Consider the following 20,579-nt stretch of genomic DNA (forward strand, 5'->3'; position numbering starts at 1 on the left):
ATGGCAGAGCCCACGTCCGGCGAATACAGGCTGGCACGGCTGGAGGCGCGTGCGGAGATCGGGGATCTCGTGGCGCGTTACGCGTTGGGGGCGGACCGCAAGAACGATCCCGCGATTCTCGGTCCGCTCTTCGCCGCTAACGCGGTGTGGTCGGCCGAAGGGTTCGCCGATCTCGTCGGCCGCGATGCGATCGCGGTGGGCCTGGCCGGTCTTGCGGCCGACAGGGTGCTGTGGTCGATCCACTACATGGTCTCGCCGCTGATCGAACTTGCGGCGGACCTGCGTTCCGGGCGTTGCCACTGGTACTTGTGGGAGCTGTGCACGATGGCTCCCGCGGCCGGCGATCGGGGGCACGCCAGCCCGACCGACACCTGGTTTGGCGGCTGGTACGACAGCGATGTGGTGCTTACGCCTGAAGGGTGGCGCTTTTCCAAAGTGAGGCTCGATGTCCGCCTTCAGGGCGAGGCCGTGCCTTCATGGCAATTCAAGAAACCGGTGAACTTGTGACGATCAAACTCTGCGTAACCCGTGACATACCCGCCGGCGAAGTCATCCGCGTCGATCTCGACGACGGACGCGCGCTGGCCGTCTACAACCTCGATGGCGAATTCTTCGCGACGGACGATCTGTGCACGCACGGCGATGCCTCGCTGGCCGAAGGCGAAGTGGACGGCGGCAAGATCCTCTGCCCGTTCCACATGGGCAGTTTCGACATCCGCACCGGGGAAGCGATCGGCGCGCCCTGTTCGATCGCGGTTAGAACCTATTGCGTCTCGGTGTCCGGCGACGACGTGGTGATCGACGCCTGACGGCGGCGCATTGCGCGAAAGGCAATCCACCCTTGCGACAGGGGAGCCCCCGGCTTCCCTGTCGTCTTTTGCCGGTCGGGCCGGATAGGAATTTTTGCAGAAGCCATCTGTTCAAATGAATGAGTTTCTCCTATATCATGCATATGAAAGGAGAAGGCATGGCGACCCGGTTTGACAGCCCGCCGCGCGGCGATGCGGAAATCCTGACCTCCGCGCTGGGGCGGATCGCCGATTTCTGGAATTTCAGCAACACCAAGCTGGGCACGGTGCTCGGTGTGTCGGCCGCCACGGTCTCGCGCCTGCGCAGCGGTCGGTCGGTGCTCGATCCGGCTTCCAAGTCCTATGAGGCGGGCCAGTTCCTGCTGCGGTTGTTCCGCAGCCTCGATGCGCTGCTCGGCAGCGACGATGCTGCCGCGCGGCGCTGGCTGGAAACCGCCAACCTCGATCTCAATGCCCGCCCGCTCGACCTGATCGACAGTTTCCGGGGCCTGATTTCCGTGTGCGATTATGTGGACGCCTACCGCGCTCGCGTCTGAAGCCAGGCCATGGCGGGGCGATGCCTGGCGGGTGGTGGAAGCCCAGCACCGCATCTCCACCAACCGTCTGGCTGACGGACTGGCGGACCAGGCGCGGCTCGAAATGCTGGCGGACGCGGTCAAGCCCGATCTGCCGCCGGAAACGCGCGGGCTGCACTACCTGCTCGCCTCGCCCTTCCGTTATGGCCATCGCAACGAAAGCCGCTTCCGCCGCGCGAACGAACGCCCCGGCATCTTCTACGCGGCCGAGCGCGAGGCCACGGCCATCGCTGAAACGGCTTATTGGCGCTTGCGCTTCTTCCAGCGGTCCCCCGGGTTTGTACCGCCTTCGACCACGAGCGAACATACCAGTTTCACCGCCGCGCTGGCGACGGCTTCGGCGCTCGACCTGACACTTCCGCCTTTCGACAACGAAGCGGCGCGCTGGATCGATCCGTTGGACTACACGGCCTGCCAGGATATTGCCGCGCAGGCGCGCGAAGCCCGGATCGCGCTGATCCGCACCCGCTCCGCGCGCGATCCCGGTGGCGGGTGCAATCTGGTGCTGTTCGATCCGGCGGCCTTCGCGCGCCAGCAACCGGTGATCCGCCGGACATGGCACTTGCGCCATGAAGGCGGCCGGCTGCTCGCTCTGGCGGCCTTTCCGGCGGAGGAGCGCTTTGTCTTCACCGCCGCCCAGTTCGGGCTTGGCTGAGATGCGCTTTCGCGATCAGCGGCCGGACATGCGCTTCAGCGTCATCGACGGCCGCTCGCCGAACCGTTCGAGGTAATCGCGGGCGAATTTCGACAGGTGGGTGAAACCACAGGCCAGCGCGACTTCTGTGACAGAAACGCCGGTATCGGCGCCCTCGCGCAATTGCCGCCGTGCCAGATCGAGCCGGTGGTTCTTGAGATAGAGCATCGGCGTGGTGTTGCGGAAGCGCCGGAAGCCCGCATGGAGCGACCGCGCGCTGACACCGGAAACGACGATCATTTCTTCCAGCGTGATCGGCGCTTGCGCGTGTTCGTGGATGAACTCCTCGACCCGGCGCACGTAATAGGGGGCGGGGCACGAAGCCGGCGCGTCGAACAGGTCGGAATGGTTATGGGGCACGGCGGCCAGCAACAGCCGCTGGAGCGTCTCCTCTACCGCGCCGCTTGCCCGCGCATGGTTGAACCCGCTCAACCCGGTTTCGATGCCGGAATCGAGATTGTCGCACACGGTGCGAACAAGCTGCGCGAACGCGGCGGCCGCGCCTTCGAGCCGAACCGGTTGCGGCGAGAAATGAAGGTCGCCCGGCCGAAACCCCAGTTCCTGCGCCAGAATGGCCTCCAGCCCGCTCTTGTCCATCTTGACGGTGAAGTGCTTGTAGCCGTCTCCGAACATCTGCCGGACCTTGGCGTCGGGGCCAAGCACGCACATCTGGCCGGGGTGCAGCTCGAAGGTCGCGTTATCCTGCGTGATCTGCGCGACGCCGCGCAGCGAGAACTGGACAAGATAGAGCACGTCGGTCGGCGGGATGTTCACCACCACCCGGCCATAGGGGTTGCCGTAGTCTGTGGCGTTGAACGTGACCGACTTGAGCGAGGCCTGATGGTGCCGGAAGGCAAGGGGCGGGTTGCCGCCTTCCACCCGCAGATCGTGCGGGCAGAACATGCGGCTCATGTGGTCGTGGACCTCGTTGATATCGCGTGTCGCTAGGCGCGTCAGGCTGGGCAGCGGAAGATCGCTGCCATCCCAAGAGCGGACAGAAGTCATGGCTGGGATCATTATCGTTGGACCTCCGCTTGAGCTGGTCGATTCCGCTCCCGATTCACGCTGCTTCGAAGACGTTGTCGATGATCCTCTCCGGCGGCGCAAAGCCCTTTCTACTATGGGACAGGCCAAGGTCGATCAAAGTTTCGCACGCCTTGAATGCGACGAGGCCCGGATTGAGCACCGGCACGGGCAGGTGCGCGGCGAGATAGGCGTGCGACTGGTGCATGGTGGTCGATCCCAGCACCAGCACGTCCGCCCCGTCCTCCTCGATCGCGCGGCGCGCGGCGTCCATCAGCAGCGGGAAGACGCTGTCCTCCTTGCCCGCCAGCAGTTCGGCGGTATCGGGGCGCACGCCGATCGAGCGGATCGCGGCGAGGCGGTGGTGCAGTCCCTGTTCGGTCAGGACCTTGTCATAGAGCCAGCGCCAGTTGTCCCACATCGAAAGGATCGCGAATTTCTTGCCGAGCTGGCAGGCGAGATGATAGGTCGCCTGTGCCGTGCCGACCACGGGGATGGTCAACCGCGACCGCAGCGCCGCCACGCCGGAATCGCTCATCGAATTGATGCAGACCGCGCTGAAGCCCTCCTCCTCCGCGCGGCATCCCGCCTCCAGGCAGAAGGCATCGGCGATCGTGCCTTCATAGAGGGAATCGAGCGTTCCTCCGCCGCGCGCCGCGCAGGCGAACTCGATGGCGATGTCCGGCCGGACCAGCCCGGCGGGGATCTGGTCGGCGAATGCGGCAAGGGCTTGCTGCGGCACCGGCACGGGAACGATCATCTTGATGCGATGGGTCATGAACGGTTCTCCGGGTATCGCCTTGCGCCAGCGCTCCCTGCGGCGCCGGGTGGCAAAATTTCCCTGATTCCGGTAGAAGCGTGATGCCTGAGGTTTGCCGCGTCCAATACTGAATCTGCGCCACGTCATACCTAGCAGGTATTATATCCCATCGAAGTGTCGGGTTCGCGCGGCCTGTCCGTTGCCGGCGTGGATCGTGTCGAAATTCCGCACTCAGCGGTCACCGGCTGCAGGGGCGGGATAGCGTTTCGGCGCGGCGTTCCCGCAGTCTTCTCATGCCGTGGCGCGAGAGGGAGGGCTGTGTGGAACGCGAATTGCCTGAAGGGTTTGAAGATCTTCTGCCGTTCCTGGACTGGGCAAGACCCACCGAGCGGGAACGCAACGACAAGCGCTGGTCGTCCTCGCTCGAAGAGAGCCAGGTGTTCTACGATACCATGCTGGAGCGCAGCCCCGCCGCCTTTGAATATTTCGGACAGCGGCCCCTGTCGGAAATCGACGGGGCGGATCGCACTCTTCTCGACATGTGCCTAGCCCTCGCGGAATGTTCCGCCACGATCGAGATGTATGGCGATCCTGCGCCCAAATACGTCTTCCCGATCTCCCGTTTCGTCCCCACGCATGATGCCTGGCCGCTGGCCGGCAAGGGAGCCGCCGCATGAGCACCGCGCCGTGCCGTTTCATGGATCGCTATCCCGAAGAGGGCCGCGGCCCGATCCCGGTCGAGCGCTATACCTCCCAGGAATACTTTGATCTGGAGCGCGAGCGGGTGTTCCGCCGCAAGTGGCTCAACGTCGGCCGCGTGGAACAGGCGCCCAATCCGGGCGATTATTTCGTCGCCGACCTCAAGATCCTCGACACGTCGCTGCTGGTGATCCGCGGCAAGGACGGAGAATATCGCGCGTTCCACAATATGTGTTCGCACCGTGGCGCGCCGGTGGCGTGGGATGCGGAAGGGTCATGCCGCGGCTATCTGGCCTGCCGCTTCCATGGCTGGGTCTATGACACCACTGGCAAGCTGGTGCAGATCACCGATGCCGAGAACTTCCCCGGCGTGAACCCGGCGGAAAATGGCCTCACGCCGGTTCATTGCGCCATCTGGAAGGGCTTCATCTTCGTCAATCTGGCGGACCGGCCCGAACAGACGCTGCTCGAATACCTGGGACCGGTGGCGGACGAGATCGGGCGGTTCGACTTCGAAGGCTATACGCCCGCGTTTTCTTACCGCATCGACGAGCAGGTCAACTGGAAGACCCTGCAGGAAGCCCAGCTCGAAGGCTGGCACTTGCCCTACCTGCACGAAAAGACGCTGGCACGCGCGGTCAAGATCGATGGCAACCAGTATCGCCACACCGCGATTGAACTGCATGGTTTGCACGGCGTACTGGGTTCGCCGCCGCCCGATTCCTTCACGCCCCCGCCTACCGCGCTGCTTGCCAGCCGTTTCGGCACGGGTACGGTGCAGGCCTTCGGAACCAAGGTGGAAAACGCCGGCGAAGGCTATCGCTTCCGGGGGTCGTTCGATTTCTGGCACATCTTCCCGAACTTCTTCGTCGGGCTGCTCAATGGCCTGTTCTTCACGTTCAACATCTGGCCGGTCGCGGTCGACCGCAGCGTATGGGAGATCAAGGGATACTATCCGCCGGTGCGCACCGCCGGGGAACTCTTCGCCCGCGAATATTCCAAGATCGGCCTGCGCGATCCGATGATGGAAGACTGCTTCACCCACGAACTGATCTGCGCGCAACTCAAGTCCGGCGCCAAGAACCACATCTTCTTCCAGGACGAGGAGATGCTGGCCCGGCACCTCAGCAACGGTGTCGACCGTTGCGTGCGGGGCCTGGCCTGAAGGGCCATTGTCCTAACCGGATGGCAGCGCAATAACGGGTTTACCGCTCCGATCGCGCCTTTGAAGACTGCGGAAGGCGTCCTTTGATGCGGCGAAATCGTGTTTGCAGACGGGCGGAGAGGCAAGTTCGCCGCGTGCGATCCGGTCCAGAAGGGTCTTGACCCGTTGGGCAAAGCGGTCCGGTTCGCTTTCGGCAAAATCGCGGATGTCCACGCCCAGCAGATCGGCATTCTTCAGCAGGGCCAGATTGACGGGCAACGCGGGAATCCCGCCGGCGGCAAAGCCGATGACGAGGTGGCGTCCGCGCTTGGCCAGACTGCGGAAGGCCGGTTCGGTCAGCGGTCCACCCAAGGGATCGACTACCACGTCCGGCGCCTTGCCCGACAGGACCGTCCGCAATTCATCGCGCCAGTCCGGCGCGGACAGATCGACCGTCGCCATCGCACCCCTTGCCATGGCGGCGTCCCGTCGATGGCCGGCAGAAACGCCGGCGACCGGGATCGCTCCGTTCGCCCGGGCGATTTGCATGGCCGCGCCGCCCACACCGCCGTTCGCGCCCAGAACGAAAACCGTCTCGCCGGGCTGCAGGCGGCCGCGCACGTTCAGGGCGTAATCGGCTGTGGCGTAATCGAGCACTACTGCGGCGGCGGTCTTGAGGGGTACGCGATCGGGCACCGCCACAAGGGCGCCGGTCGGGACCGTGCAGTATTCGGCAAGGCCGCCACCCATCCGCCAGGCGACGACGCGCTGGCCCGCCGACCACCCGGTCACCCCTTCGCCGACGGCATCGACCGTGCCGGCGATCTCGCCGCCGGGAACATAGGGCAGCGGCGGCTTCCACTGGTACTGGCCGGCTATCAGCAGTCCGTCGACGAAGCCCAGACCCACCGCGTTGACGCGCAGACGCACTTCCCCGCTTGCCGGTTGCGGCACGGGCACTTCATCCAGCACGAGCGCATCGATACCATCGAGACGGTGGACCGCGACGCGCTTCATGCGGGCGCATCCCACGTGGCCTTAAGCGACGTCAGGCCACGAAAGAGGAAGTTTTCGCGCCAGTGGGCATTCGCGCTATCCACGCGCATGTGCGGCAACGTGCGCGCGAGGTGTTCGAAAGCGACGCGCGCCTCGATCCGGGCCAGTTCGGCGCCGACGCAGAAGTGGATGCCGCCGCCGAAGGTCAGGTGACCAGCATCCCCGCGCGCGATGTCGAAGGCATCGGGATCGGCGAACTTGCGCGGATCACGGTTGGCTGCCCCGATCAAGGTCAGCACCCGTTGCCCGGCGCGGACCGGGTGGTCGCCGATCGTGGTGTCGGCCAGAGCGGTGCGGTAGGTGGCGATCAGCGAGCTTTGGTGGCGCAGCGCTTCCTCGCAGGCGCCCGATGCCATGCCGCCGGGGTCAGCAACCAGCCTGGCCCACTGTTCGGGATGAGCGTGCAGGGCGTGAAGGCCATTGCCGATGATGTTGGCGGTGGTTTCGAAGCCCGCCCCGAACAGGCCGATGGTGACGGTAATCGCCTCATGCACCGACAGCCCGTCCGGCTCCTGCCCGGTGCGGGCCAGCGCGGTCAGGAGGTCATCGCGCGGGTTGGCAAGGCGGTCGGCGAATTGCGCCTCGAAGAAGGCTTCGAGTTCCAGGATGCGGCGGTTGGCGAGCGCCAGTTCGGCGGGACTCAGGATGCGCGCCTCGAACACAGTGAAGGCTTCCGGGATGGCCGCGATCAGGTCGGTCATTTCGGGCGCTTCATAATCGATGCCCATCAGATCGCAGATGACCATGACCGGGAACTTATAGGCGAATTCGGTAATCAGGTCGGCGTGGCAGCGCGCCTGGAAGCCATCCGTCAGCTCCCGCGCGATTTCACGGATGCGTGGCTCCATCGCGCGAACCCGCTTCGCGGTCAGCGAACCCACTACCAGATTGCGGATGCGCGTATGCTGCGGCGGGTCCTGCATGATGAAGACTTCGGATAGCCAGCGGTAGGCGGGATTGGCCAGTACGTCGAAGTCCGGCCCATAGAACAGGCGCAGGTTCGCCGCGAAATCGCCGGTGCCAAAATCCGTGCGGTTCATCAGCACATCGCGCACGTGTTCGTGCCGCGAAACCACCCAGTAGCCATACTTCGACCAGTGGAACGGATCGCGTTCGCGCAGGGCGGTAAAGGTGGGCCAGGGATCGGGGATCAGCGCCGGGTCCGAGGTATCGAGCGGAGGGATGGCCGCTGCGGTATCGATGTCCATGCCGTTCTCTCTCCCCTTCCAACCCGGTTGTTTGACCCCGCCGCGCGTCAGGCGGCCTGTTCGGCCTTGTCCGTGGGCGGTCCGGTGAATCTCAGGTCTTCCGCCTTCGCCTCGCGAGTCATCCGCCAGAAGGCATCGTTGCGCCAGGGCGTGATGGCGATCACCCGGCCGCGCGAATTGCGATACCAGTTGGTGGCGCCGGGATGCGTCCACACCAGCTTTTCGTGCGCCGCGTCGATCTTGGTCTTGTAGTCGCCATAGACGTCCTCGCGCACCTCGACCGCGTCCGCGCCCGATTTCACCAGCGCCTCGATCACGCGGGTGGCGTAATGCGCCTGGTTTTCGATGTTGCGGATCATGCTGCCGCCGTGACCGGAACCGACGTTGGGGCCAAGCAGGATGAAGAAGTTTGGAAAGCCCGGAACCAGCGTGCCCAGATAGGCGGCGGCGTTGTCGCCCTCCCAGAAATCGCGCAGCACGCGCCTCTCCCGTCCGATCACGTCATAGGAGCCGAGCACGTTGGCTGCCTGGAAGCCGGTGGCCAGGATCAGCACGTCCGCCTCGAACGCCTCGCCATCCTGCGCGATCAGCGTGGAGCCGCGCACTTCCGCGAGGCGTTGCGGCACGAGCCGCACGTGCGGCTTGCGCAGTGTGCGATACCAGCCGTTGTCGAGCAGCATGCGCTTCGCGAACGGGGGATAGTCGGGCAGCACCAGCGGCAACAGGTCCTGCCGTTCGCCCAGCTCCTCGCGCACGTAGCGGGTGAAGAACTCGCGATGGCCGTCGTTGATCGCGTTGACGGCGCGCGCCGGTTCCGCCCAGTCGGGATCACGGAACAGCGTGCCGTGCACGCGATCATTGAACGTCCACGACAGGCGCTGTTCCACCCACGCGCGGTATAGCGGCACCACCTGCATCAGATAGCGCACGCCGGTCGGCACGGGCTTGCGGAACTGCGGGAAGGGCGCGGCCCATTGTTTGGAGCGCGCGAATAGCGTCAGCTCGGCAACCTCGTCGGCAATCACCGGCACCACCTGCATCGCCGATGCGCCATTGCCGACGACGGCCACGCGCTTGCCCTTCAGGTCGATATCCTGCGGCCAGTCGCTGGTATGGACGATCCGGCCGGCGAAGCCGGAGAGGCCCTTGATGTCGGGCACGACCGGCATGTTGAGAATGCCCACCGCGCTCATCACGATGTCGGTGTGGTGGATCTCCTGCCGGCCGTCGCCGGTGCGGACGGTGACCTGCCACTGGTTCCGGTCCGCCAGCCATTCAGCCCGCTCGACCTTGGTGCCGAAGCGGACTCGATCATAGAGCCCCGTTTCCCGAGCGGTTTCAAGCAGGTAGTTCTCGATCTCGTCGCGCAAGGGGAAGAAGGCCGACCAGTCGTTGGGGCGGAACGAGAAGGTGTAGGTCAGGTTCGGGGTGTCGACACCGCAACCGGGATAGCGGTTTTCCCACCAGGTGCCGCCAAATTCCGCGTTCTTTTCGAAGATCGTGTGCGCGATGCCCATTTCGCGCAGGCGCACCGCGGCGACCATGCCCGAAATGCCCGCGCCGATGATGATCGCCGTCAGCGGTTTTGCCGGGCGTGCCGGTTCCGGCGCGGGATCGAGGTGCATCGTCGCGGCGACGATGTCGCCATATTCGGGCGGCACGGCCTCGGTCATGGCGACGGCCAGCATCGCGGCGAGGTCGGCATTGGCGGGGCGCGGCAGCGCGGGTTCCCGCCCTTCAGCCCAGGCGATGATGGCGGTCCATGCGGCGTCCCGGATCTCGCGCTGGATATCCTCCGGCAGACCGCCGCTGTCGTTGTCGTCCAGCCCCTTGCCCCGGCGCGGCGCGTAGGGCGGTTCAAGATAGCGCCGGTCGCCGGTCAGCTGGACCAGCACCATCAGCAGGGCAGGGATATTGGCCTCATCCACGCCCTGCCGCAGCAGCGCGCGGTCGATTGTAGCGGCGGCAAAGGGGCGGTCGGTGATCTTCGGAGCGGTCATGGCAATCCTCGTTGGCCGCACGTTCGGGCGAGCATCATACCTGAAATAAGAAATATCTACCCATGAGTATATAGAGTCAATCGCAGACCGGGGCTAGCCTGCGAAACTCTCCCGCCGCACCCGCATTCCGGCCTTTTCACGGTCCCAGGTGTCGCCCGTGATGCCCTGCGCGCGCAGATCCCCTTTCAGCACCTTGGCCGAAGGCGTCTTGGGCAGCTCGTCCAGCACGCGGATATAACGAGGCACCATGAAATAGGGCATCCGTTCGATCAGGAAGCGGGCGAGTTCGGGAACGTCGATCGCCTGCCCCGGCACCGGCGCAACGATGACCATAACCTCGTCCTCGGAGAATTCGCTGGGCACGGCGATAGCCGCCGCCTCGCGCACGGCGGGATGAGCGCAGACCTCCACTTCGACTTCGAACGAGGAGATGTTCTCGCCGCGCCGGCGGATCGCGTCCTTCACGCGATCGACGAAGTAGAAATAGCCATCCTCGTCGCGGCGGAAGGCGTCGCCGGTATGGAACCAGCCGTTGGCCCAGGCCTTGGCGGTCGCTTCCGGGTTGCGGTTATACCCGCTGTTCATTCCCCAGGGGCGGTCGGTGCGCACCAGCATCTCGCCGATTTCGCCCACTGGCACTTCGCAATCGTTGGCATCGACCAGCCGCACTTCCACGCCCGGTCGCGCGCGGCCACAGGTGCCGCGCTTCACCGGGTTGGCTTCGGATACGATCGGCGAGGAAATCTCGGTCATGTTGAAGATGGTGTAGATGTCGATGCCGAAGCGCTCGGTGAAGGCGGGCGCATCGTCGGTCAGCGGAACCATGAAGGCCTTGCGCACGGTGTGGTTGCGGTCCTCGGGCGAGGGCGGGCGCTTCATCAGGAACGTCGCCATCACCCCCAGCAGGAAGACGACCGTGGTCCGCGTGCGCGCCGCGATTTCCCAGAAGCGGTCGGTCGAAAAGCTCTCGACCATGGCCACCGAGGCTCCGCGCGCCAGCATCACGAACGGCGGCCCCATGCCGCCGATGTGGAAGATCGGCGCCACGCACATGTAGCGGTCGTCCTCACCCACCATCGGCCAGGATTCGGGGCCGGCGTTGGAGAACATGTGCAGGTACGAGGACAGCACGCCCTTCGATGGACCCGTGGTGCCCGAGGTATAGATGATCGACTGGATGTCCCACGGCTGGATCGGCCGCTCGAGCGCGGACACGGCATCGCCGTCCAGATCATCGAAGCGCGTGACGTCCAGCCCGACGTCCGGCGCAGCGCCTTGCGTCGTCAGGACCAGCCGGCGCAGCGCGGCGCGGTCGATCTCGCCAAGCCGGCCCACGAGATCGGGGTGGGCGATGATCAGGTCCGCCCCGGAATTGGCGACTACGTGGGCGAGCAGATTGCCGCGATAGGCGGTGTTGAACGGCACGAACACCGCGCCAAGGTAGTTGATCGCATAGAACGCCAGCAGCGCATCCCGCCCGTTGGGCAGCCACACCGCCACGAAATCGCCCTGCCGCACGCCCAGCTTCTCCAGGCCCGCGGCCTTAGCGATAGTGCGGCGGCGCACATCGGCAAAGGTCCATTCCTCGCCGTCTTCCCAGACGACGTGGACCTTGTCCGCGCGTTCGCTTGCCCAGCGGTCGACGAGATAGCGCAGCACGCATTCGTCGCGGTTGGGGATGCGCGGATCGGTGAAATCGCGCGCGGTCTTCGGGTTGGTATCGGTCATCGGTCCTCTCCGCGCCCGGCTGGCGGGCGTCTGAGGACAGCGGTCAATCCAGGCCGATCAGCCGCAGGCAGGCCTTCATGGCCTGATCCGCCACTGCATCGCCAGACCGACTGCTGCCCGGGCGGTAGCAATAGGTAATCCAGCTGAGCAGCCCGCCGATCCAGATCGACATTGCCGGCGCATCTGGCACGGTGATGTACCCGTCGCGCACGCAATCCTCGATCATCTTGCCGATGCGCAGGTCGAATTCGTGGCGCAGGCGCAGGATGCGCTGTGCGTCCGTCCGGTCAAGGTTCATCATCTCGCGCTGGTACACAACGAGATATTCGTTGCGGTCGATGATGATCTTCGCCACTTCGCGCAGCGAGGCCTTGAGCAGGTCTATCGACGTCCGTTCCGTTTCCGCGATCCTGTCCAGGGCGGCGAGCGATTCGGTAACCCCGAGTTCGCAGATGGCGCACAGGATCGCCGCCTTGCCCTTGAAGTAGGTGTAGAGAAACGGCTTGGTCGCGCTCAGCCGGTCAGCGAGCATTTCCAGCGTTGCCGCCTCGTATCCCTTTTCGAAGAACAGCGCGGCGGCCTCTTCGAGAATACGGGCCTGCTTGAACGCGACCACACCGGTTCTGATCTCGCGCCCGGTGGGCGCGGCGGTGCTGCGTTGGCGCGGCTTGGCGGCAGTGCTGGATTTGGTCATGCGGCCTTTCTCAGAATTTCCAGGATATCGGCGGGCGAACGCACCGGCCGCGGATTGGTTCTCCCCCATATATCAAGCATGGTATATTCCGCTACCTGCTGGAATCGATCTTCGCCCACGCCCACGTCCGCCAGCGTGCGCGGCATGCCAAGGCTGCGGATGAACGCGTCCAGCGCTTCGGACGCCGTGCCATGGGTATTGCCCAGGCACTGCAGGATGCGGCCCTGCCGGCTGGCATCGTGCTCGGCGTTCCAGGCCAGCACATAGGGCGACATCACGCACGACGTGTAGCCGTGGGGAACGTCGCAGGTTCCGCCCAGAATATGGCCGATGGCGTGGCTGGCTCCCATGGGTACGCCACCGATGATCGAGATCATCGATTGCCACGCGCCGATCTGGCATTTCAGCCGCGCTTCCATGTCCTGCGGGTCCGCCTTGGCGCGGCCCAGCCCCTCGACCAGCAGGCGCAGCGCGCTATCGGCCAGCCCGTCGGCGAAGTCGTTGGAAAGATGCGAGGCAAGCGTTTCGACCGCGTGGTCGACCGCGCGCACCCCTGTCGAGAGCCACAGCCATTCCGGGGTATAGACCGTCAGGGCGGGATCGAGCACGACCATCACCGGCGCCATGTTGCGATGTTCGTAGCCCTGCTTGTGCTGGATCGCCTCGTCCGTGGCGCCGGACAGCGCGTTGAATTCGCCACCGGACAGTGTCGTTGGCACGCAGATGACGCGCACATCGGGGCCGACGGTCAGGGGATTGATGACATTGCCACCATCGTCGACATAGACGTGCAGCGGCTCGAACGCTTCGACACTGCGCACATCGTGCTTGAGCAGCAGCGCGATGATCTTGGCGCTGTCGGTGACCGAACCGCCGCCGACCGAAACGATCAGATCCGCACCGGCCGCCCGCGCGGCATCGGCGGCGCGCAATACGTCCGAACGCGGAGCGTGCGGCGCGATGCCGCTGAACGTGGCGGCATGGCGATCGCCAAGCGCGTGTTCGATTGCGGCAATCTCTTCCGTTTTCGTGCGCAGGGTCTCGGACGCCAGAATGAATACGCGACGCGCGCCCATCTTCTCGGCCTGGTCGCGGATCGCCTCGCGGGCCGGGGTGCCCATGGTGACCCGTTCGGTTTCGGTAAACGTCATCTCGCTGGCTCTGACGCTGCCCACGGCTTTCTCCTTTCTGCGCGCCTGTCCGCCCTTTGGCCGGCGCTTGCGCATAGAGTGCCACGAGAAGGCATTACCCGCTAGTATATTTTTCGACCTATGATAAGGACTGTGCAAAGATAGTGGCCTGACAAGGCGTGGGGCGCCCTTGCCATGGCGCAATTGGGGAAGAAGAACAGATGGATAATGCCGGCGCTGTGCCCTTGAAAGACAACGCCGAGGGTGCGGAGCGCAACGGCGTGTCTCATGCGGGACCGCCACAGGGGCCGCTTGCCGGAATCCGCGTGCTGGAATTTGCCGGGCTGGGGCCGACGCCGTTCAGCGCGATGTTGCTCGCCGATTTCGGGGCGGACGTGCTGCGCGTGGAGCGGATCGGCCACGTGTCGGCCGCCGGCGGGGACGAACGCCACAACTATCTCAACCGCAGCCGCCACACCATCGGGCTTGATCTCAAAAGCACACAAGGCCTGGCACTGGCGCGCGATCTGGCGTCTCGCGCGGACGTGCTGATCGAAGGCTTCCGGCCCGGCGCGATGGAACGGCTCGGGCTCGGCCCTGACGCGCTCTGCGCGCTCAACCCGCGCCTGATCTACGCACGCATGACGGGATGGGGACAGACCGGACCGCTGGCGCATACGGCCGGGCACGATATCAACTATCTGGCGCTGACTGGCGGCCTGGAACTGATCGGTCCGCCGGACCGTCCCCCGCCGCCGCCGCTCAATTTCGCGGCGAACTTCGGCGGCGGCGGCATGGTGCTTGTCGCGGGCATCCTCGCCGCGCTGGTCGAGCGGTCGACCAGCGGCAAGGGGCAGGTGATCGATGCGGCGATGATCGATGGCGCGTCGCTGCTGATGACGCAGGTTTTCGCCTGGACCCGCATGGGCATCTGGCGCGAAGGGCGCGGTGGCAATCTGCTCGATGGAAGCGCCTATTTCTACCGTTGCTACGAGACTGCCGACGGACGCCACATGGCGGTCGGCGCGCTGGAGCCGCAGTTCCACGCCTTGTTTGTGCAGGCGCTCGGGCTCGATCCGGCCGAGTTCGCCGATCACCTGAATCCCGCCCACTGGGCAGCGCGCGCCGCGCGTATCGCGGCGATTTTCCGCACGCGCACGCAAGCGGAATGGACGCGCGCTTTCGAAGGCATCGATGCCTGCGTCACGCCGGTGCTTTCGCCGCAGGAAGCACTGTCCCATCCGGCGAACCTTGCCCGGGGCGTGCATGTTGGCCCGCCCGATGCGCGGCAGCCCGCGCCCGCCCCGCGCCTTTCGCGCACGCCGGGCGCCATGCGGTCCATGCCGGCGCTGGCGGGAGAAGGCGGGATCGCCGCGCTCGAGCAGTGGAACTTCGACAACCACGCAATCCGCGCATTGACGGAAGCGGGCGTTCTGGCCGCGAGCTAGGGTCAGAACCCTGGGCCGTAACCTCCTAAAGCGGGTTGAGCACGGGGCGAAAGCCGCTGCCCTCGCGCAGCACCCGCGCCATGTGACTCCCGCCGAAGTGCGCCGGGATCAGCAGCGCTTCGCGCGCTGCGGCAAGATTGAGCACCCTGCGCCGGGTATCCCGCGCCTGTTCGGGTTCCTCGCAAAAAACACTGTTCCATTCGGGACGGTAGATCTGCGCCGGGTGATGGACCACGTCGCCCACGAACATCGCGGTCTCTCCACCGCTGGCGACTTCCAGCATCATGCTGCCGGGCGTGTGTCCGGGGCAGGCGCGCAGGATGAGGCCATCGTCAACCTCGAAGCCATCTTCGGCCCATTCGGCGCGCCCGGCCTCGATGATCGGGCGCACGCTGTCATCGAACATGCCGGCGTTGACCGCCGCGCCGATCCCGGCCGGGCCGGCGGCCTCGTCCTGCGGGTCCCAGTAAGCGCGGTCGGCAAGCGGCAGGACATAGCGCGCGTTGCGGAAGGTCGGCTCCCAGCGCCCGTCCACCAGCCGCGTGTTCCAGCCGACGTGGTCCACATGGATATGTGAGCAGACCACCACGTCGATGTCCTCGGGCTGGAACCCGGCCGCGGCCAGGTTGCCGAGGAAATCGGTTTGCAGATTGCCGAAGATCGGCAGGTTCGGGCGGTCCTTGTCGTTCCCGGCGCCGGTATCGAACAGGATGCGCTGCCGGCCGGTATCGAGCACCCAGCTTTGCAGGAAGGCAAAGAGCTTTCCACTGACCGGATCGTAGTATTCCGGCGCGAATTCTTCGGCATGGGGCTCCCATCCATCGAACGTGAACCCCGCGAACAGGTCCGCCGGAGGCGAGAATGTACCTTGCCACTCTTCGATGCGATGAACCTTCACGGTTCCAATATCAAAGCGGTCCATCTCGCCTCCGGTCCGATTTCCGTCAGAAATTGAAAGCGGCGGTCACTCCGTAGGTGCGGGGCGGCATGACCGAGCCGACGCGGACGTAGGCGAAGGTCGCCGCCGTGATGATGTTGTTCGAGATGACGAACTTGTTGGTCAGGTTCTTCACCCACGCGCCGATCGAATAGCGATCGTTCGGCGAATGCCAGGTCAGGCCGGCGTTCGCCATGGCATAGGCGCCCTGTTCGGCATCGCGGTTGTTGAACTCGGTGAAATAGACCTTTGACTGCCACTTGATATCGCCGTTCACCGCCAGACGGCTGTCGTTGCCCAGCGGGATATCCCAGTTGAAGCCGCCGCCGAAGGTGAAGCGCGGCGCGTTGGGCAGGCGCTTGCCGCTCAGGTCGACAAGACCCGGCGTCGTGGGGCACGCGGCGTAGGAAATGCCCGGACGCGCGGGGAAGCCCGCCCCGTAATAGGCATTGCAGAACTTGGTGAACTGGGCGTTGAGGTACGATGCGGAAAGGTTGATGCGGAAATTGCGCGTGACCCGGCCTTCCAGCTCCAGTTCGCCGCCGTAGTTGCGCGCCGTTGCCGCGTTGATCGTCTGCACGATCGAGTTGGCGTTGACGAAGCTGACCTGGAGATCCTTGTAATCGTAATAGAACACCGCGCCGCTCAGCAGCAGGCGGTTGTCGGCCAGCTTCTGCTTGAAGCCCGCTTCGTAGCTCCACACCGTTTCCGGGTTGATCGCCGCATCGGTGCTGCCGATGTTGATCACGCCCGATTTGAAGCCCTTGGTGACGCTGGCGTAGAGCAGCGAGGTGTCGCTGGGCTTGAATTCGAGCAGAACCTTGGGCGTCACGGAAGACCAGCCCTTGGCCTTGTCGGTCGGAATGTTCACGCCCAGCGCGTCGAAGCGGAAATAGCCGATGCCGTTGCGGTGCTCGAAGTTGTAGCGCGCGCCGGCGGTCAGCTTCAGCGTGGGGCTGATGTCGACCGCGCCCTGCAAATAGACGCCCACCGCATCGATCTTGACGGTGCCGTTCTGTTCGTAGGCGCCGTTGTCGAAGGTGTTGGCCGGAAGGCCGAACAGCACGCCCAGATTGACGGTCGGCACCAGCACTTGCCCGGTGAGCTTTTCGTGGAAGTACATCGCGCCACCAAGCAGCGAGAAGCCGTTGCCCTGGTAATTCACCGTCACTTCCTGGCTGAAGGCGCGGCTCTTTTCGACGTAGTTGTTCTGTCCGGCAAGATTGACGTCCGAGACGTCAAGATCGTCCCGCTGGAAGCGATCGAACGTGCGATAGGCGGTAATGGACTTTACCGTCGTCGCGCCCAGATCCCAGTCCAGCGTGCCGGTGATGCCATAGCCCTTGCGCTTGTTGATCGCTTCCTCGTCGGAATAGATATTGCGCAGGTTGGGCTTCTGATTGCGGGCCGCGTAATAGTCGAAAATCGATTTCCCGCCGATCAGGTTGTGGAATACCGCGGCTTCTGGAATGACCGACGGCCCGAAGTAGTGGAACGCGTAATTGTTGTCATCTTCGTGGAAATGATCGCCGACGATGGTTGCCTTGAAGTTATCCGCGAGTTTGGCAACAATAGTGCCGCGCAGGGAATAGGCATCGCGATCATCCACCGGCTTTCCGGTGAACAGATTGACGCCGTAGCCATCACGCTTTTCGTACTTCCCCGCCAGGCGCACCAGCAGTTTGTCGCCCGACAGCGGACCGCCGACGGCCGCTTCGATCACCTTCGAGTCATAGTTGCCGTAGGTTGCGCGCAGGTAGCCGTCGAGTTTTTCGGTGGGCAGTGCGGTCACGAGATTGATCGCGCCCGCCGTCGCGCCGCGGCCGTAGAGGATCGATTGCGGTCCGCGCAGAACCTCGATCTGGCCCAGGTCGAAGAATCCGCTCAACTGCTGCGCCGGGCGGGCAAGGATCGCGCCGTTCTGCAGGAAGGCGACGGCGCCTTCGCCGCCAACGTCGAAGTTGTTGAGGCCCACGCCACGGATGAAGGTGCGGTTGACGCCGAACTGGTCGCCGATCGAGACGTTCGGCACCACGACCTGAAGGTCGCCGATATTCTGGACGCCGCCAGGCCCGATATCGGCGGCGGTGATGGCACTGACGGCCGCCGCCACTCTGCCCAGGGTCGTGTTCTGCTTGGTGGCCGTTACGATGATTTCCGCGGCGGACGGCGCGGCCGTCGATCCATCCTCGGCGGCCTGGGCCATGGCGGCTGCCGGAAACAGCAGCGCGATGCCCAGAGGTGCATGGCAAATCGCTCGCAACCCAAGCTTCATCGGAACTCCCCCAAATTGCTTTGCCGTTCTTACGGCGCTTTGTAGCTACTCGTGGGTATATATTGCATTCTCTTGGTAATCAAGAGTGCTCGGGATCGATCAAATTGCGCATGACGCCGCCGCTGACGACGCCATCGGACGTCGATCCAATTGGTGCCGGAAACGAAGGATTCCAGAGAGATGGTCGTCGTGCCGCCTTCTTCACCGCAGGGCTTGACCCCGGGCTCGCAGGGGGAGGCTAGTCGTCGTGCATTCCATGCACGTCGCGGCTGATGGCGATCAGTTCCGCCAGTTCCACGGACACGTCGCCCATGCGATGAATCATCATGATCGGCGAACGCGCGGTGCTGTCGGCGATGGGGAGATAGGCCACATCGTCGCGCCGGAAGCGCTGCACCGATTCCGGAACGATGGTGAAGCCGGCATGGGCTGCGACAAGGCCGATCGCGGTCTGGAGTTCGCGTACTTCCTGCACGCCGCTCGGTTGCAGGCCGGCATCATGAAAGATGCTGAAAACCTGGTCCGCATAACTCGGGCGGGCCGGGCGCGGATAGGCGATCAGGGTGTCGCCGATCAGGTCCGCCAGATGGACCGGGCGTTGCGCCAGTGCGAGAGGATGGTCGGCCGGAACCGCCGCCAGGAGCGTCTCCTCGGCCAGCACGATCCGGCGGATGGCCGGGTCCTCGAAGCGTAACCGGCCGAAGCCGGCATCGATGCGCCCTTCCTTCAACGCCGCGATCTGTTCGGTGGTGGTGCATTCTAGGACGGAGACGTCCACGTTGCTGGCGCGATCGCGGAACAGGCGGATCACTTCGGGCAAGGGGCCGAACAGGATGGAGCCGACGAAGCCGATCACGAACCGTCGCTGCCCCTGCCCGGTGAAGCGGCGCATCATGTCGCGCAACTGGTCGACGCCGGCCAGCAGTGGCACGGCATGTTCGTAAAGCAGCCGTCCAGCCTCGGTCAGCCGCACGGGTCGAGAATCACGATTGAACAGGTCGGCGCCGATTTCCTCCTCCAGCTGCCGGATCTGCCGGCTCAGCGGCGGCTGCGCCACGTTGAGCCGCTCCGCCGCGCGCGTGAAGTTCTGTTCGTTGGCCACGGCGACGAAGTAGCGAAGGTGCCTCAGTTCCATATCATATCCAAAAGGTATCAGGCCGGACCGAGACGATCTTTCACGCACGCGGGAGGAGTCAATAGGAGAGGTGGAATATATGGCGGTTGGGAAGGGAATCGGCCGTTGGCGACCATAGACGCGATTGATACCTGGATTGTCGATGTTCCGACGATCCGCCCGCACGTGCTGTCGATGACCTCGATCAGCCGCCAGTCGATGGTGATCGTGCGCGTGCGCTGCGCCGACGGGGTGTCGGGGCTGGGCGAGGGGACGACGATCGGCGGGCTTGCCTATGGCGACGAAAGCCCGGAGAACATCAAGCTCACCATCGATACCTATTTCGCACCACTGCTGGTCGGCGCGGATTCCGCGATGCCGGCCGCGCTGATGACGCGGCTGCGGCAGAACGTCGTCGGCAACCACTTCGCCAAGAACGCGGTGGAGACCGCGCTGCTCGATTGCGTTGCGCGGCGTGCCGGCGTGCCGCTATCTGATCTGTTGGGTGGTCGGCAGCACGATCGCTTGCCGGTATTGTGGACGCTGGCCAGCGGCGACACGGCGAAGGACATCGCCGAAGCCGAAGCGATGATCGCGGCGCGGCGGCACAACGTGTTCAAGCTCAAGATCGGCAAGCGCCCCCTGGCCGATGACGTCGCCCATGCCGGCGCGATCAAGCGGGCGCTGGGCGCCAGCGCCTCGGTGCGCGTGGACGTGAACCAGGCGTGGGACGAGCAGACCGCGCGCAAGGGCGCGCGGATGTTGGGCGATGCGGGGATCGATCTGATCGAACAGCCGTTGCCGCGGGCCGACCGGGCCGGCATGGCGCGCCTTGCGGCCAGCGCTCCCATCGCGATCATGGCGGACGAAGCCTTGCGCGGCACGCACGACGCTTTCGATCTTGCCGCGATCCGCGCCGGCGATGCCTTCTCGATCAAGGCAGCGCAGGCCGGCGGGCTGATCGCGGCGGCAAAGGTCGCGGCGATCGCCGAGGCGGCGCATATCGGCCTCTATGGCGGCACGATGCTGGAAGGCAGCGTGGGCACGGCAGCGGCGGCGCACCTCTGTTCTACGTTCGCCACGCTGGCATGGGGCACCGAATTGTTCGGGCCGCTGCTGCAGACCGAGGAAATCCTCGCCACGCCGCTCGAGTATACCGATTTCGCGCTGACCGTGCCCAAGGGGCCGGGGCTCGGGATCGAGCTTGACGAGGACAAGGTCCGCCACTTCCGCCGCGATGCGCCGCAGCGCACCGTGGTCATGCTCAACCAGGCCGCGAGGTAAT

General features: G+C 64.9%; 19 protein-coding genes. 8 read left to right on the top strand and 11 right to left on the bottom strand.

Going from position 1 to position 20,579, the window contains the following annotated elements; all coding sequences use genetic code 11:
* The 4 genes from B3547_RS18345 (at position 1) to B3547_RS18360 (ending at position 2,039) form a co-directional block, all read left to right on the top strand.
* Positions 1-507: a nuclear transport factor 2 family protein gene (locus B3547_RS18345; protein ID WP_292965558.1), complete on the top strand. Its 507-nt coding sequence runs from the start codon at positions 1-3 to the stop codon at positions 505-507.
* Positions 504-809, top strand: a complete 306-nt coding sequence (locus tag B3547_RS18350) for a non-heme iron oxygenase ferredoxin subunit (protein WP_292965561.1) — start codon at positions 504-506, stop codon at positions 807-809. Before B3547_RS18345 ends, B3547_RS18350 begins: the two co-directional genes overlap by 4 nt.
* Positions 810-967: 158 nt before the next feature.
* Positions 968-1,345, top strand: a complete 378-nt coding sequence (locus B3547_RS18355) for an antitoxin Xre/MbcA/ParS toxin-binding domain-containing protein (protein WP_136957789.1) — start codon at positions 968-970, stop codon at positions 1,343-1,345.
* Positions 1,317-2,039, top strand: coding sequence for an RES family NAD+ phosphorylase (locus tag B3547_RS18360; protein ID WP_292965564.1), 723 nt, complete (start codon positions 1,317-1,319; stop codon positions 2,037-2,039). Before B3547_RS18355 ends, B3547_RS18360 begins: the two co-directional genes overlap by 29 nt.
* A 15-nt stretch (positions 2,040-2,054) precedes the next feature.
* On the opposite strand, the gene B3547_RS18365 is transcribed toward B3547_RS18360, so the two are convergent.
* Positions 2,055-3,083: an AraC family transcriptional regulator gene (locus tag B3547_RS18365; protein ID WP_233497287.1), complete on the bottom strand. Its 1,029-nt coding sequence runs from the start codon at positions 3,081-3,083 to the stop codon at positions 2,055-2,057.
* A 55-nt stretch (positions 3,084-3,138) separates the two neighbouring features.
* Positions 3,139-3,879: an aspartate/glutamate racemase family protein gene (locus tag B3547_RS18370; RefSeq protein ID WP_292965567.1), complete on the bottom strand. Its 741-nt coding sequence runs from the start codon at positions 3,877-3,879 to the stop codon at positions 3,139-3,141.
* A 314-nt stretch (positions 3,880-4,193) separates the two neighbouring features.
* Here B3547_RS18370 and B3547_RS18375 point away from each other — a divergent pair, with 314 nt between their 5' ends.
* Positions 4,194-4,538 (top strand): hypothetical protein, encoded by a 345-nt coding sequence (locus B3547_RS18375; RefSeq protein WP_233497288.1) that lies wholly within the window; start codon positions 4,194-4,196, stop codon positions 4,536-4,538.
* Positions 4,535-5,725, top strand: a complete 1,191-nt coding sequence (locus tag B3547_RS18380; protein ID WP_125953320.1) for an aromatic ring-hydroxylating oxygenase subunit alpha — start codon at positions 4,535-4,537, stop codon at positions 5,723-5,725. Before B3547_RS18375 ends, B3547_RS18380 begins: the two co-directional genes overlap by 4 nt.
* Positions 5,726-5,737: 12 nt before the next feature.
* On the opposite strand, the gene B3547_RS18385 is transcribed toward B3547_RS18380, so the two are convergent.
* From B3547_RS18385 to B3547_RS18410, 6 genes are all read right to left on the bottom strand, one after another.
* Positions 5,738-6,721, bottom strand: a complete 984-nt coding sequence (locus B3547_RS18385) for an NADPH:quinone oxidoreductase family protein (RefSeq protein WP_292965572.1) — start codon at positions 6,719-6,721, stop codon at positions 5,738-5,740.
* Entirely contained in the window at positions 6,718-7,968 is a 1,251-nt protein-coding gene (locus B3547_RS18390; protein WP_292965575.1) for a cytochrome P450, read from the bottom strand. Before B3547_RS18390 ends, B3547_RS18385 begins: the two co-directional genes overlap by 4 nt.
* A gap of 47 nt (positions 7,969-8,015) precedes the next feature.
* Complete coding sequence (locus B3547_RS18395) at positions 8,016-9,968, bottom strand: flavin-containing monooxygenase (protein ID WP_292965578.1); 1,953 nt, start codon at positions 9,966-9,968, stop codon at positions 8,016-8,018.
* Positions 9,969-10,061: 93 nt separating this feature from the next.
* Complete coding sequence (locus B3547_RS18400; protein WP_292965581.1) at positions 10,062-11,696, bottom strand: AMP-binding protein; 1,635 nt, start codon at positions 11,694-11,696, stop codon at positions 10,062-10,064.
* Between the two features lie 43 nt (positions 11,697-11,739).
* Positions 11,740-12,390, bottom strand: coding sequence for a TetR/AcrR family transcriptional regulator (locus B3547_RS18405; RefSeq protein WP_125953324.1), 651 nt, complete (start codon positions 12,388-12,390; stop codon positions 11,740-11,742).
* Complete coding sequence (locus B3547_RS18410) at positions 12,387-13,565, bottom strand: iron-containing alcohol dehydrogenase (protein WP_292965585.1); 1,179 nt, start codon at positions 13,563-13,565, stop codon at positions 12,387-12,389. The genes B3547_RS18405 and B3547_RS18410 overlap by 4 nt, the downstream gene beginning before the upstream one ends.
* 200 nt (positions 13,566-13,765) lie before the next feature.
* On the opposite strand from B3547_RS18410, the gene B3547_RS18415 reads away from it, so the two are divergent.
* A complete protein-coding gene (locus B3547_RS18415; protein ID WP_414690584.1) occupies positions 13,766-14,968 on the top strand; it encodes a CaiB/BaiF CoA transferase family protein in 1,203 nt (400 codons plus the stop codon).
* A 25-nt stretch (positions 14,969-14,993) separates the two neighbouring features.
* Here B3547_RS18415 and B3547_RS18420 read toward each other — a convergent pair whose 3' ends face one another.
* The 3 genes from B3547_RS18420 to B3547_RS18430 form a co-directional block, all read right to left on the bottom strand.
* Entirely contained in the window at positions 14,994-15,890 is an 897-nt protein-coding gene (locus B3547_RS18420) for an MBL fold metallo-hydrolase (protein WP_292965591.1), read from the bottom strand.
* A gap of 22 nt (positions 15,891-15,912) precedes the next feature.
* A complete protein-coding gene (locus B3547_RS18425) occupies positions 15,913-18,180 on the bottom strand; it encodes a TonB-dependent receptor (RefSeq protein ID WP_292965594.1) in 2,268 nt (755 codons plus the stop codon).
* A gap of 238 nt (positions 18,181-18,418) precedes the next feature.
* Positions 18,419-19,315, bottom strand: a complete 897-nt coding sequence (locus tag B3547_RS18430) for a LysR family transcriptional regulator (protein ID WP_292965597.1) — start codon at positions 19,313-19,315, stop codon at positions 18,419-18,421.
* Positions 19,316-19,420: 105 nt separating this feature from the next.
* On the opposite strand from B3547_RS18430, the gene B3547_RS18435 reads away from it, so the two are divergent.
* The gene (locus tag B3547_RS18435; RefSeq protein ID WP_292965600.1) at positions 19,421-20,578 is read left to right on the top strand and encodes a muconate/chloromuconate family cycloisomerase; all 1,158 of its coding nucleotides are present in this window, start codon (positions 19,421-19,423) and stop codon (positions 20,576-20,578) included.
* Position 20,579 lies beyond the last annotated feature (1 nt).

It is taken from the genome of Novosphingobium sp. UBA1939 (assembly GCF_002336885.1).
Classification (GTDB): domain Bacteria; phylum Pseudomonadota; class Alphaproteobacteria; order Sphingomonadales; family Sphingomonadaceae; genus Novosphingobium.